Raw genomic sequence first — 15,421 nt, forward strand, 5'->3', positions numbered from 1 at the left:
AGCAATTTTGGCGATCGCTCAATCAAACCTGCATAGGTTCAAATCGTCCCGGACTAGATGAAAATGGAACATTGAGGACAATGAACTTTGAATGTGAATCCTATTGCTAATATCAGGAGTTTGAGTCTACAGGCTGTTGAGGTATACAAAGGGGTGACAGATGAATCTTTACAAATACTGGACAATCTGCAAGGTTGATGGGCGTTTTCATCGATCCGGTTCTCATGGGGGATATCAAGCCTCGGAGCTTCCTGTTGTTAGGGAACAGTTTCAAGCGTGGTTTCCATCCTACTGTGAAACTCAGGAAGTCCTCAGTCAAGAAGATAAAGACATTCAAACTCAATTATTATCTTGGTTTCTCCGTCAAGATTCTAGGGATTTTGAGTCGTCGGTTCCCCCGAGTTGGGTGATAGCAGGGCTTTCTTTGCGGTGTTATGTTTCCCATGCGATCCAATCGGCTTGTCAAACTTTAGCTCAAAAATTTGGTCAGCGCTATGGTTTTTCTCCTTATGACTTGTTACCCCTGGTGTTAACCGATGACGGGAAAACGTGGATAGGGCTTGACTCTGACCGCAAAACCCAGTTAATTCTAGATCGCTTTGGAAATCTTCAACCTTCTACTTACCCTCTTTTATCGGTGGAGATTTTGAGAACCTTCGATCCGACGAAAACAGCACTGGGAAAATGGGCTTGTTTAATCACTCGTCAAGATGAAAAACTGACTCGGACATTGTGGATAGAACATGGGCTTTTGCTGGAAACTTCTTGGTCGAAACTTAATCAAGTTCAAGGGAGTCAATGGAAAATCCTTTCACCCCACGAGCGTCATTGGGTAGAGGTGTTCCATCAGGTGTATCGACGCGACAGACGAGAACAGGGCGCTCGGGGTAAATGTCCAACACCCTCGGAAGCCCAACTTCAGGAAATGCGCGATCTCCTTCATCAACGAGGAATTATAGCCGATTCTTCGGATGAAATGTTAGATCAATTAAAAAGGATTGCTGAGTTTCTCAAGAAGCCTTTACCTCCGTCACCCCCGCCACCGTCACCCGAACCGCCGATTAATCTCCTAAAAACTATGCTGAATGAAGCTCGGGATAAAGCCCTTTTTAATGCGATTCATCGGGTACTATTACAACGCTTTTATCGACTCCAAAAGAGTTCCTGGTATGCTGAGAACGCTGATTACTTTTTCCCCTGTTTACGGCTCATTTATTTTGAAGCAAAATCTCAAGGTGAGGTCGCCGAAGAATTACACATGAACAATCAATCTCAAGTCAGTCGATTTTTAAAACTAAAGGAAATGCTCAATCAAATTCGAGAACAGGTGATGGCGGAGTTGTTTCAAATCTTGTTGAGTCAAGAGTCTTTTAAATCCGTTTCCCAAGATGCTCAGGCTTTTAATAATCTAATTCAACACTTGAGTGCTTATTTAGATGAAACTGTGTTTGTTGAAGCGGCGAGGGAACTTCAAGCCGGACAGTACCGAAAAATGACCAGTTTATTTGCAGAAAAGATGCGTGATTTTCTCAGTTATGACCCTCTCAATTTAGCTCTTGATTGTTCTTAAATACTGTCATTTTTCCTAACCAACAGTAAATCCAAACCCGGAGAATAAAATGAATTTGCGCCCGTATTCTGAGTCTAAAAAATCTCCAATTAATTCGCATTATTACCGAGAATTGCAGTTAGAAACGATTGATCTAGAGCCAGAGTTCTTTGAGAAAGCTACTCTCCTCAGTCGTCATTTTAGTAATGAAGCTGAACAATGGCAAGCCTATTTGAATACATTGGCGTTATTGGCTTTAGAAAAATGGTTAAGCGATCGCCAGTTAACCTTGAGTTATCAAACCTATTCTCTCCTGAGAACTCAAGTTTTAAATTTAGACGCCGTTAGTCCTCTCAATGTTGAGCCATTTAAACTCTGCTTGATCGCTCGTGAGAATATAGGTGATCAAACCATTGAAATTCCTCAAAAAATGATTGATGAGCCAGAGTTTGCCGCCCATTTTTACACATTAATTCAGGTCGTTTTGGAAGAAGAACAGGCTGTTTTAATCGGATTTATCCGCTATGATCAATTAAACCAGCAGTCTTTAAAACAGACAAAAACAGGAAATTATGAACTGTCTTTGTCAGAATTTAATCCTGAACCCAGCCATTTAGGTTTAAACCTAAAATACTTAGATTCAACAGCCATAGAACTTCCTAAAAATGGCTTATCTAAACCATCCTTTCAACAGTTAACTCAATGGCTGGAACATCTTTATACAGCCGACTGGCAACCTGTTGAACAACTTTTGGCAAACCGACCACCTCTTGTTCCGTTTGCGTCAGCAATAAATTTCAGAACCCGGAACTTATCCTCACAAAAAACAATAGAAAAAAGTCTAAAAACATTACAAATGAGTGGAGCTTTAGGACATCAAAACCCAGGAGATTTATCACAGACTGAACTCAGTGATGTTTTAGTGGAGCTTTTAGAAACCACTAACAATGAAGAAACCCGTTGGCAAGCCGCAGAATTCTTATGGGAACTAAACCCCACTCATCCGGCTGTGGGTGTGCGACGAGCAATTGATTTAGGAATGCAACTTTTAGGGGTTCCTGTTGCATTAATGGTTGCCCTTTTACCCAAACCAGATCAACGAATTGCCATTCTTTTAAGGGTTTATCCCCTACAAGGTTTCTTACCTGATCATTTAAAACTGATTGGTTTGGATGAATTGGGTCAAAGTTTATTTGAAGTTCGGGCGAGAGAGCGAGATGATTATATTCAGTTCAAATTCACCGCAGACCCGGGCGATCAGTTTAGTGTTCAGATTGTTCTTAATGATGCGAATGTAACAGAATACTTCATCGTTTAACAGCGACTATAGAATAGTTTAAGGGTTGATTAGCGACATCAGTTAATCAACTTTTTTGGCTTTTATATTGGTTTGATTTCATAAAGTTTTTACCCGGTTTTAGCTTGACAAATCAACTTAACTTGATTTAGTAAAAAATCACTTATATAATGTTATATATGATATGATATCTACAAGTTATAAATCCTTTCTAAAGGAACACAATCTTCGAGAAGCTGTAGTGTAGGCATCTAGCCTGCTTCAAGTTTAAAACTCATTCAACCTTTCTACAGCCCCGTAATGTGCAGAAGCTTTCTAGATTAAAACTCAATCAACCGACTAACAATGAAAAAACAAGTTGTTATCAAAATACCAGGGGGCGATTTTGATACAGGTTTTCCTGTTGTACTAGAGTTTTGGGAAGACGGTAGAATCATTGCCATAGACCGCGAATGTCCTGCACTTCCCGCCCAACCCGAAATACAAAAAAATTATGAAGAATGGCAAGAAAATTATAGGGTTTTGGGAGATCGAATGATTCAAGTTGCAGAGGTACAAATTACGAATCAATCGACATATCAAGAGTGTTTAGATGCAACAGAAACCCTTGAATATACTCTAGCAACTTGGTTTAAAAATCCAATTTTCGGTGATATCCGAGGGCGAATTGTGGGACGCTTAAAAGATGTAGAATCCAACGAATCTGTAAGAGTTATTCTGGATACGGCTAATCCTTATCTACGAAAATTATCCTGGGATCGGTGGGATTTATTTGAAAGGGATTATTTCTTACCCAATGCGGAGTTAGTTCTTTTATCTCGATACAATCGACCTCCAGAAACGCTCAGAATACCTGTTAGAATTTTGGCTATTTTTGGCAGCGATGCAGGGGGTTTGCAACTACAAAAAGATCTAAAAGAAATTCAAAACTTAGCTGAATATGGAGGAGAAGTTACTTGCATTCCCGAAGAAGGAGATTCTCTCACTCTCCAAACACTGTGTAATACCCTTTCTCGGGGAAATTGGGATATAATTTTCTATGCCGGACACAGTTCAGGACAAAGCATTTGCCTTTCTAATGAGCCTAACTTATCCATCAATAACTCACACTTAAGACAAGCCCTAAGAATAGCGGCTCGTAATATTAAGCTTGCCATCTTTAATTCCTGTGATGGATTAGATATTGCAGAATATTTAGCGGAGTTTAATATTCCCCATCTCATCGTCATGCGAGAACCCGTTCCTGATCAAGTAGCCCGCAGTTTTTTGAAGTATTTTTTAGAAGAATTTATTCAAGGAAAACCGCTTCATGCTGCGGTTCATCAAGCGAGAAAAGCGTTACACCGAGTAGAAATTCAAAATAATGAGCAACCCTATTATCCGGGAGCATCTTGGCTACCGATACTCTTACAAAATCCAACGGCTCCCCAACTATATTGGCCTGAACCGGAACCTGAACCGGAACCTGAACCGGAACCTGAACCGGAACCTGAACCGGAACCTGAAAAATCCTTAATTCAACCCAAAGTAATGATGATGTTAGGGTTAGTATTTATCGGTATTTTTATAGGTGTTTTCTGGGGAACTTGCCGCTTTTTTAAGAAACCTAATGTGATTGGAGATGCTATCAGTCAGGGTGAAGAAATTGTGGTGAAGATGTTTCAACAACGGCGTAAACAAAGGGGTGTAGAACCTGTTGCCGACTGTCAGAAACCCTTGAAGTATTTTTTACCCTTTTGGAAGGATTATATTAGACAACAGTGGGATGATTGTTTTGTCACCAAAAAAAGTTATCAGGAAGCCATTCAACACCTTCAAAGAAGCTGGCAAGAAGAAAAACCCGATCCCGAAACTTTAATCTATCTCAATAACGCAATCTTAGAAGCGACAGGAGCCGATTACTATACCATTGCTATTGTTGTTCCCACGATAAAAAATCAAGCTAGAGAAGTCATTGATGTCGAACTGGCTGAAGATATTCTGCGGGGAATTGCTCAAGCCCAAACAGAAGTGAACTTGAATTTATTCAATGGGGATGAATCTGCTGAGTATACCTTGCCCGGTTCAGATTTTCTTCAGCGTAGAGACTTAAATGGAAAAGGTTTAAAAGTGATTATTGCGGATGATTCTAACTTCAAACCTCAAGCTATCAAAAATGCACAGAGCCTGGTTAACAACTCAGAAATTATAGGAGTAATTGGTCATTATGCTAGTGAGATGACCCTCGCTACTATAGATATTTATAACAAAAATCAAGTGGTTTTAGTTACCCCAGGAACAAGCACCTCTGAACTCAGTGAAAGCCCGAAACAGTTTTTCTTCCGAATTCCGGCAGTGAATTCTGAGCAGGCTTATAAAATGGTTGATCTCTTGAACGAAAAAACCAAGCAAAAAAAAGTCACGATTTTTTATAATCCTGCCAGTCCATTTTCGAGTGATTACAAAAAACACTTTGAAAAAAAATTGTTAGAACAAGGAGGAAAAGTTGTTGCCTATTTTGACCTTTCTAGTCCTAACTTTAACGCCAAAGATGCACTCAAACAAATGAGAAATGCTGAAGAATCCGTGATTATTTTAATACCTGATGGTCAGGTGACAAATTCTGTTGATCAAGCGCTAGAAGTGATTAAAGAAAATAAAGGTGAATATTTTATGTTGGGTAACTCCTCGGTTGACACGCCCAGAACTTTAGCGCTCGGTCAAGAATATCTAAAAAAACTACATTTAGTGATTTACTGGCATCATTTAAACAGTTCTCAGCCCGATTTTTCGCAAATCACTTCGCAGCTTTGGGGCGAATTCGTGAGTCTTCGTACCGCTTTAGCCTACGATGCAGCCCATGTTTTGATTGAAGGAATTCGCCAAAATCCCACCCGCAAAGGAATTCAAAAGGTACTTTCTAGTGAAAGCTTCAAGATTGACGGCGTAACTGGAAAAATAGAGTTTCAACCGGGAACAGGCGATCGCAAAGAGCAACCCCTTGATATTGTTAAAGTTGTTGCTTGTGCAAATCAAGAGTATGGTCTTACCTTTCTCCCAACTGAGTTTTCAACACCGAAAAAAGCGGGTTTAGATTGTTCAAATCGTGAATAGTATTGGAGACTGTCTTGTTTTTCCCGGTAAAGGACTAACTCAACAGAGAACGGAGAGTATAATATAACCAGTGAAATAACTTCATCCATGAAAACTCAATCCACCGAATCATAATGACACAAGTTGTTATCAAAATACCAGGGGGCGATTTTGACACAGGTTTTCCTGTTGTTCTAGAGTTTTGGGAAGATGGTAGAATCATTGCTACAGACCGTGATTGTCCTCAACTTCCTGCTCAACCTGCAATTCCACAAATTTATGACAAATGGCAAAAAATTTATAGAGATTTAGGAGAGAGAATTCTTGAAGTTCCAGACGCACAAATTACCCATAAATCGACATTTGAAGATTGTTTAAAGGCTACTCAAACCCTTGAATCTACTCTAGAAACTTGGTTTAATAATCCTATTTTTGGGGATATTCGAGGGCGAATTGTGGGACGTTTAAGGGATGTAGCATCCAACGAATCTGTAAGGGTTATTCTGGATACGGCTAATCCTTATCTACGGAGATTGTCTTGGGATAGGTGGGATTTATTTGAAAGAGATTATTTCTTACCCAATGCTGAACTCGTTCTTTTGTCTCGATACAATCGACCTCCAGAAACGCTCAGAATACCCGTTAGAATTCTAGCTATTTTTGGCAGTGACGAAGGCGGTTTGCAACTCCAAGAAGATTTAAAAGAGATTCAAAACTTAGCTGAATATGGCGCTGAAATTACTTGCATTCCCAAGCGAGGAAATGTTCTCACTTCGCAGGAACTCTGTGATAGCCTTTGGTTGAGAAATTGGGATATCATTTTCTATGCCGGACACAGTTCAGGGCAAACTATGCAAGTTGCTGGTACTTTAAATTTCGATGTCTCCCTTTTAAAAGATGCCCTGAAAAGAGCGGCTCCCAGGATTAAGCTGGCAATCTTTAATTCCTGTGATGGACTGGGGATGGCGGAATATTTAGCCGAGTTTAATATTCCCCATTTTATCGTTATGCGAGAACCCGTTCCTGATATAGTAGCCAGGAGTTTTTTGAAGTATTTTTTAGCCGAATTTACTCAAGGGAAACCGCTTCATGCTGCTGTTCATAACGCCAGACAAGAACTACACAGAATAGAAGTTCCCACTGTTAACAATGAATTCTATTATCCGGGAGCATCCTGGCTACCGATACTCTTACAAAATCCGACAGCCCCCCAACTGTATTGGCCTCAACCTGAACCTGAACCCGAAAAACCCTTAATCCAACCCAAAGTAATGATGATGTTAGGGTTACTATTAATTGGTGTTTTAATTGGGATTTTCTGGGGAACTTCTACAGCCTTATTTAAAAAACCTGCTGTTATCGGAGATGCTATCAGTGAGGGTGAGGAGATTTTGATGTCTAACCAGCGAGGTAAACAACGGGGTGTAACATGGGTTGCAAATTGTCAGAAACCCCTACATTATTTTATCCCAATATGGAATGCTCAAATTCGACAACAATGGAAAGATTGTTTTGAGACTAAAATCAACTATCAGCAAGCCGCTCAAAACTTTAAAAAAAGCTGGCAAGAAGAAATAAAAGATCCAGAAACTTTAATTTATTACAATAATGCACTGCTAGAATACAGAGGAGTCGATTACTATACCATTGCAGTTGTGCTTCCTATTTTAAAGAATGAAACTGGAGAGGTTAGAGATACGGAAAATGCACAAGAAATCCTGCGGGGAGTTGCCCAAATACAAACAGAAATTAACTTAAGTTTATTCAATGGGGAGGAGTCTAGTGACTTGGCTTTACCGGGTTCAGGTTTTCTCAAGTCTAGAGACTTAAATGGAAAAGGTTTACGAGTTATAATTTCTGATGACTCTAACTTAGAAGAAAAAGCCTTAAATGTGGCTAAAAGCTTAGTTAAAAAATCGGAAATACTGGGAGTTGTCGGTCATTATTCTAGTGAAATGACCCTAAAAACTGTAGAGACTTATAATCATAAACTGGTTTTAGTCTCTCCTGGAACAACAACCTCTGAACTCACCGTCCAACCTCAACCTTTTTTCTTCCGAACTCCTTCTGTGACTGATATTCAAGCAAAAGCAATGGTTGATCATTTGATGAGTGATCAAATCAACAAAAAAAGAGTTGTTGTTTTCTATAACCCTGCGAGTCCCTATTCCAGTGATTACCAAAAGCAATTTAGACAACAATTCACAGAGAGAGGAGGAACGATTATTGAATCTATTAACCTAGCTGCTCCGAATTTTAATGCTAAAAGCCAGATCGAAAAAGTTCAAAATTCTGGGGAAACGGCGATTGTTTTAATACCTGATGGTCAAGTCACAAATTCCGTGATTAATTCTGTAGAAGTCATTAAAGAAAATAAAGGTGAATATTGGATGTTGGGTAACTCCTCGGTTGACACGCCCAGAACTTTAGCGCTCGGTCAAGAATATCTAGAAAAACTATATTTAGTCATTTTCTGGCATCATTTAAACAGTTATAAGCCCGATTTTTCGCAAATCACTTCGCAGCTTTGGGGCGAATTCGTGAGTCTTCGTACCGCTTTAGCCTACGATGCAGCCCATGTTTTGATTGAAGGAATTCGCCAAAATCCCACCCGCAAAGGAATTCAAAAGGTACTTTCTAGTGAAAGCTTCAAGATTGACGGCGTAACTGGAAAAATAGAGTTTCAACCGGGAACAGGCGATCGCAAAGAACAACCCCTTGATATTGTTAAAGTTGCTGCTTGTGCAAATCAAGAGTATGGTCTTACCTTTCTCCCAACTGAGTTTTCAACACCGAAAAAAGCGGGTTTAGATTGTTCAAATCGTGAATGATATCATCTCCGATTCATTAATTATAATTTGGTAGGGGCGAGTTCTAAACAGTGAACAGTTAACAGTTACCAGTGACCAGTTTTTACAGTTAACAGTGAACAGTAATCACCTGACCAATCAATATTGATAACTGATTGCTGAAATCACTGTAAAATCTGCACTGAAATCTATGGTCACTGATAATTGTAAACTGTAATCAACTCGCCCCAAATTGAAGACAATTATTGAAAGCCCAAAAGCAACGCGCTTTGATAGAAAATAAAGCTACAAACCCAAGCTAAAATCAAAGAAAATCCGAGAGAAAATAGCGTAAACTTCCAAGATTTAGCTTCGTTTAAAATGGTCGCAATCGTTGTCAGACAAGGCGTGTACAGTAAGCAGAAAATACAAAAACTATATCCTTGAATAAAGGTAATGCTCTCTGCCATATGTGCGCCAACACTCGCTGATTGTAAGCCGTAAATAACCGCTAACGAACCCAGAACAACTTCTTTCGCAATGAAACCAAAAATCAAGGCTAAAGTCAAATAAGGATCAATGCCAATTGGTTGCATAACCGGACTGAGAAATTGACCAATTTGCCCACCAATGGTATCTAAACCTGTTGCACCGGGAGGTAAACTGGTAATCACCCAAACCGCAATACAACCGATAGTAATAAAGCCCGAAGCACGAACTAAAAACTCTCGAACTTCTCCCCATCCTCGCAGGGCAACTTGTTTAATTGTTGGGAACCGATAAGGCGGCAATTCTAACACAAAAGGATCTTCATTTTTGAACGTTCCTTGAAACAGAAACGCTGTTAAAAAGGCAGCTAAGAAACTCAGAATATAGAGAGAAAATAAGACAAGCGCCCCGTTTCCATTCGGAAAAACTGCCGCAATAATAAACACAAAAACTTGCAATCTTGCCGAACACAAACCAAACGGAATAATCAGCATGGTTAACAGTCGCAACGCCCGTGAACGCATCACCCTTGTTCCCATCAACGCCGGAACATTGCAACCAAACCCCATCATTTGCAAAACAAAACTCCGCCCATCTAAACCCAGACGCGCCATCAGTGCATCCATCAAATAAGCCGCCCGAGACAGATAGCCACTATCTTCTAAAATTGCCATCACCATAAAGAAGATAACAATTAACGGCACAAAGGAGGAAATCGTCGCAACACCCGCCCAAATTCCGTTAATAAAAAAGTCTTGAACGACTCCCGGAAACACGCTTAAAACCGGAGAAATTACCGTTTCTTCTAGCCATCCGGTGAGGCTATCCATGATATCTTGAGACGGCAACCCCACATTCCAAACAATCCAAAAAACGGCAAACATCCCCATAAAAAACACGGGTAAACCCAAGACAGGATGCAATAAAACACTATCCAATCTTGCGGTTAATGTTTGTGCCAATTGTGAGGGCATTTCCACCGCATCTTTGAGGATGACTTCGATTTCTTCAACCGAAATTTTTCCCCGTAGGGCTAAGGTTTTTTGAATATCATTAACGATAACCGGAAGTTCAATCTGTTCTAACTGATGGCAAATCGTTTCATAGGCTTTCATGTAGCCTTTCCCGTATTTTGCACTAATCAGAAAAACAGGCATTTCTAAATGTCGGGATAATTCTTTTGAGTTAATTTCAACGCCATAGTGTTTGGCTTCATCCGACATATTTAACATCACCACCGCAGGCAAACCTAACGCTTTCACTTGCAGTGCCAAGCGAATTTGACGGTCAATTTGGGCAGCATTTAAAACAACAATTACTAAATCAATGGCATACTTTTCTAAGAAGATTCGGACAACGTTCTCATCTTCAGAATAACCGTTGAGATCATAGATTCCCGGTAAGTCTACAAATTCAACGGTTTCGCCATTAATTTTAACGTTGGCTTGCAGCAAATCTACAGTTAAACCCGGCCAGTTTCCCACATAGGCAGCCACCCCAGTAATCCGGCTAAAGAAGGTGGATTTTCCCGTGTTGGGCATTCCAATTAAAGCAACCCGTTTAACCGCTTTGCTGTCCCTCGGTTGAGTGACGGTTGGAGAATGACAAGTCATCGTATTTTCCCCCTTAAAGATTGTGAACGATAAAGCCTCAGAATGACACTGAAGACTTTATCAAATTTTAATGAAGACCTTAATGAAGTTTTAACAGACTTTTACCCGAATCTGTGCAGCTTCCTGTCGGCGAATGGCAACTTCTGTCGTTGTACCGATGCGAACGTGCAGTGGCCCGCCAAACCAAGCCACTCTTAACACTTGAATCGGTCTATTCGGAAGAATTCCCATTGCTTCTAATCGATGAACTAAACCATCATTAGAATGATGGGGTTGAATACAATCAACAAAGCCAACTTGTCCGGCTTTCAGTTCAGATAAACCCATAATTTCTCCTATTTAATTTGACTCAATCTGTAAAGCTGATTTTATTATTGCATTAAACTCTCAATTAAAATCATTCAGCATAAATACTCAACAGATTCTTAACAATTATCTATTTTAAATAATATAAATAGACATTCATCAATATTTAGCCATAAACCGGGTTTTTGGGGTTGGTGACTGGTACGGGATCTTGATGAATTGCCCCTAAACTGGTGACTGTAAAGACTGGTGACTGACGCTGAGACAGTCATCCTTAACTGGATTCCACAACTGTTCGAGGCGATGAGCAGGTATGGTTAAATAGAGAACATCTCCCGACTTCAGGACAAAACTTAACAACTCCCAACTGTGAATCGTCTGACAATTCGCTTCAATGTAAAGCGGCACAAAATCAACACTACGGGCAACATCTTGCACCCGTTGCCCACAAAATGGATGATTCGGTGTAATCAACGTGGCTAAGGCAACCCAAAGACTATCGGCGGTAATTCCATTCCCTAAAATTCGCCCTCCAATCGCCGCCGCCGCAAACGCAGGGGCCGCTATTTCCGTCGGACTGAGAACCGTTTCAAAGTCAAATACTTGTTGTTCCATCAGGGCAAATTGAGGGTCTTGACTGCGAACCACAACGCGAATTTTCGGGGCTAATCCTTTCGCACTCAAGGCAATTTCTAAGTTTGCCATATCATCACTTGTAACCGCTAATACGGCTTCTGCTTGTTTGATATTGGCAGTTTCTAAAGTGGTTGAAAGACTCGCATCTCCTTTAATAACCGGAATTTTTAAAGCCTCTACAATACTAGAAAATCGAAAGTTCGGATCGCGTTCAATCGTGACCACTTCATAGCCATTTGCCCGTAATTGTTGAGCGATGCGTAAACCCACTCCCCCCAAACCACAGATAATATAATGATTGCGTTCAGGAATCCTCGTGGCGTTGAGGTATTCGGTTAAGCGAGTTCCCAGTACAAAATCATTCAGCAACGCATAGCAAATTCCCACGACACCCGCCCCAACTAACATCATCACGGCGGTAAAGATTTTAATGCTTTCGGGTGCATTTTCAGCTACTTTTTCATTTCCCCCCGCTCCGGTAATCATCCCCACCGAAAAATAGAGAGAATCTACAATAGAGTTGTTGAGGTTGATGCTAACATAGGTGACTGTGGCGATGAAGATAATCAGCAGTAATAAAAGAATCACTAACACGGCGGATCGACCATGTTGCTGAAATTTTTGTAGACTCTTTCTCAGTTTATTTAGCGTTTGTAGAAGAGAAAATTTAGATTTGCGAATATCAGGTTTACTGGCGATAATTAAGCGATCGCCCACTTGGAGTTTTTTCCCTTCGATCACGGCGGAAACTAAATCGAGTTGAGTATTCATCGGCAGATAATAAATTAACATCCGGGAACGATCGGCCCAAAGTTCCGTTAGGGTTCGACCTTTCCAGGGATGTTGATCATCAATCCATTCTTCTTGAATCGGCCAGTAAGCGTTAAACAGTTCCAGTTGTCCGATCGCGCGATTTCCCAAGGCTGCAAAGGTAAATACAGGCGCCGCCAGGGCAGAGACGCTCATGGTGGTATGATTAGGCAGTGTTTGGTCGAGGCGATCGCCTAAATTGGTATTAAACAGACGATTGATAATGCGAATTTTGGGGTTGAGAATTTGCGCCTGCATGAGTATCGCCAGGTTTGTAGACTCGTCACTCCCGGCTAAAACGAGGGTCTGGGCGGTTTGAATTCCGGCGGCGAGTAAGGTCGAAGCGGATCGCAAGTTCCCGACAACCAGATCTGAACCCTCTCCTTTGATGGGGGTTTCATTTACTCCGACAACAAAAGCCCCCTGCTGTCGCAACAGACAAAATATCTTGTATCCCGTGTCACCTAAGCCACACACAATTATGCGAGGTTTCATATTCTGTTAACTCGCCTCAAGCCCAAAGAAAACAATTTATTATAGACCCAACAGTCTTCAATTTTTTATTAAATAAATCAAAAAAACTGTATCGAGTAACACCAGAATCAAATTAACCTTCAAAAAGGAGAGTTGGCTGGGGAAGTTAAATCCTTTTGTGTCTGTCTCAAGGACAACAGTATCCTCGACTGAAAAATTTTATGATAAAAACTTGAGACGGTTCACCGGAACTTCCAGAGGAAACCTCAGCCCAAAAACTCATTTTTTCAATAAAAATAGGCGAGTTTTAAATAGACCTCTACTGTCCGGTTAACTCATCAGCATTCAGCTCAGGGAGAGGTTGTTGAAGTTCAATGGCAGACCAACCCTCCTCCGAATTTGAATGATAATTTTCGAGTATTTTTCCCGCAAACCGTAATCGATTTTGATCTTGAAGTTTCACCAACTCTTCTTGATAGGAGGCAATAATCCTGGCGAGACTGATGGCAATCTGATCCCAACTCTCATCGCCAACAATTTTATCAGCAATCCCTTGGAATAAGTCTGTTTGCTTACTGTTCTTGACGTATTCTTTGAGACGTTTACCGGATTTTTCTAAGGCGGCTTGGTAAACTTCCCCATTCGACCACCAGATTCCCGGCTGATTCAATAACCAAGTCAATATATATTCTGGGGCGTGTTGTTCCTTGACCCAAGTTGCTAGATGTTTTAACTCTTCCATTTGGCTTTCACTCCAGATTTTTCACCGACTCAATTCTACTGCATTGAGCCAATTTCGTTCGTTTGGTATTCAAATACACAATGAATCTTAAAAAAAACCTGATCTAAATTATACAAAAAAAGAATCAACGATACAGTGAAAATTAAATTCGTGCATTCACCCACGACTAAATTTAGAGCGAGCAGATACATATGTCACAGCAGAAATTTGGTGTAATCGGTCTAGCAGTGATGGGTGAAAACCTAGCACTCAATGTTGAGCGGAATGGTTTTCCCATCTCTGTTTACAATCGTACTAGATCCAAAACTGACGAGTTTATGAAAACGCGAGCCGTTGATAAAAACGTGTTCGCCGCTTACAGCTTGGAAGAATTTGTTCAGTCTCTCGAGCGTCCCCGCAGAATTCTGGTGATGGTTCAAGCCGGAAAAGCCGTCGATGCGGTAATCGAGCAGCTTAAACCCCTACTCGATCAAGATGACATGATCATCGATGGAGGAAATTCTCTTTATGATGATACTGAGCGTCGTACCAAGGAACTCGAAGCGACTGGCTTAGGATTTGTCGGAATGGGCGTCAGTGGCGGTGAAGAAGGCGCTCTTTGGGGGCCTAGCATGATGCCAGGAGGAACAGAAGCCTCCTATCGCGAACTCGAACCCATTTTAACCAAAATTGCGGCTCAGGTCGATGACGGCCCTTGTGTGACCTTTATTGGCCCAGGAGGCGCAGGTCATTACGTGAAGATGGTTCACAACGGGATTGAGTATGGCGATATGCAGTTGATTGCAGAAGCCTATGATTTGCTCAAAAATACAGCCGGACTCACCAACGAGCAACTCCATGAAGTCTTCGCTGAGTGGAACACCACCGACGAACTCAATTCTTTCTTGATTGAAATTACCGCCGATATCTTCAAAAAGATTGACGATCAAGGCACGGGTAAGCACCTGGTAGACTTGGTAATGGATTCTGCCGGACAAAAGGGAACCGGACGCTGGACAGTAATGAGCGCTTTAGAACTGGGAGTTGGTATTCCCACGATTATTGCGGCCGTTAACGCTCGGATTATGTCCTCTTACAAGGATCAACGGGTTGCAGCTTCTAAAGAATTACCCGGACCAACCGGAATGTATGAAGGGGATACCAAAGCCTTTGTCAATATGGTTCGCGATGCCCTCTACTGTTCTAAGATTTGTTCCTACGCTCAGGGCATGGCTCTGTTGGGTAAGGCTTCTCAAGAATATAACTATAACCTCAATCTTGGGGAAATGGCTCGAATTTGGAAGGGTGGTTGTATTATTCGAGCTGGATTTTTGAATAAGATCAAAAAAGCCTATGACGAAAATCCTCAACTCCCCAACCTGTTGCTTGCTCCTGAGTTTAAGCAAACCATTCTTGATCGTCAAGATGCTTGGCGACAAGTGTTGATCGCGGCGAACAAGTTTGGGATTCCGGTTCCGGCGTTTAGTGCATCCTTAGATTACTTTGATAGCTATCGTCGGGCAACTCTCCCGCAAAACCTGACTCAAGCTCAACGGGATTACTTCGGCGCTCACACCTACGAACGAACTGACAAATCTCGCGGTGAGTTCTTCCACACCGAATGGACACAAGAAGAAAAATCTACCGTTGGCGTGTAGTTTGGTG

At 41.2% G+C, this 15,421-nt stretch carries 9 protein-coding genes; 5 read left to right on the forward strand and 4 right to left on the reverse strand.

What is annotated here, in order from left to right; translation table 11 throughout:
• The first annotated feature begins 160 nt into the window (after positions 1–160).
• The 4 genes from VB836_RS08415 (at position 161) to VB836_RS08430 (ending at position 8,749) form a co-directional block, all read left to right on the forward strand.
• Entirely contained in the window at positions 161–1,570 is a 1,410-nt protein-coding gene (locus VB836_RS08415; RefSeq protein WP_323218918.1) for a hypothetical protein, read from the forward strand.
• A 49-nt stretch (positions 1,571–1,619) separates the two neighbouring features.
• Positions 1,620–2,867, forward strand: a complete 1,248-nt coding sequence (locus VB836_RS08420; RefSeq protein WP_323218919.1) for a DUF1822 family protein — start codon at positions 1,620–1,622, stop codon at positions 2,865–2,867.
• Between the two features lie 324 nt (positions 2,868–3,191).
• Positions 3,192–5,939, forward strand: a complete 2,748-nt coding sequence (locus VB836_RS08425) for an ABC transporter substrate-binding protein (protein ID WP_323218920.1) — start codon at positions 3,192–3,194, stop codon at positions 5,937–5,939.
• Between the two features lie 113 nt (positions 5,940–6,052).
• Positions 6,053–8,749, forward strand: a complete 2,697-nt coding sequence (locus tag VB836_RS08430; RefSeq protein ID WP_323218921.1) for an ABC transporter substrate-binding protein — start codon at positions 6,053–6,055, stop codon at positions 8,747–8,749.
• Between the two features lie 221 nt (positions 8,750–8,970).
• Here the strand turns inward: VB836_RS08430 and feoB are convergent, their stop codons facing one another.
• The 4 genes from feoB to VB836_RS08450 form a co-directional block, all read right to left on the reverse strand.
• Positions 8,971–10,809 carry a ferrous iron transport protein B gene (gene feoB / locus VB836_RS08435; protein WP_046280860.1) on the reverse strand — a complete coding sequence of 613 codons (1,839 nt, stop codon included), beginning with the start codon at positions 10,807–10,809 and terminating at the stop codon, positions 8,971–8,973.
• A gap of 90 nt (positions 10,810–10,899) precedes the next feature.
• On the reverse strand, positions 10,900–11,136 hold the full coding sequence (locus VB836_RS08440; RefSeq protein ID WP_323218922.1) for a FeoA family protein: 237 nt from the start codon (positions 11,134–11,136) through the stop codon (positions 10,900–10,902).
• Between the two features lie 204 nt (positions 11,137–11,340).
• Positions 11,341–13,056 (reverse strand): NAD-binding protein, encoded by a 1,716-nt coding sequence (locus tag VB836_RS08445; protein WP_323218923.1) that lies wholly within the window; start codon positions 13,054–13,056, stop codon positions 11,341–11,343.
• Between the two features lie 298 nt (positions 13,057–13,354).
• Entirely contained in the window at positions 13,355–13,777 is a 423-nt protein-coding gene (locus tag VB836_RS08450) for a hypothetical protein (RefSeq protein WP_046279464.1), read from the reverse strand.
• Between the two features lie 191 nt (positions 13,778–13,968).
• Here VB836_RS08450 and gnd point away from each other — a divergent pair, with 191 nt between their 5' ends.
• On the forward strand, positions 13,969–15,414 hold the full coding sequence (gnd, locus tag VB836_RS08455) for a decarboxylating NADP(+)-dependent phosphogluconate dehydrogenase (protein ID WP_323218925.1): 1,446 nt from the start codon (positions 13,969–13,971) through the stop codon (positions 15,412–15,414).
• The last annotated feature ends 7 nt before the right edge of the window (positions 15,415–15,421 follow it).

The organism is Limnoraphis robusta BA-68 BA1 (assembly GCF_034932365.1).
Classification (GTDB): Bacteria; Cyanobacteriota; Cyanobacteriia; order Cyanobacteriales; family Microcoleaceae; genus Capilliphycus; species Capilliphycus robustus.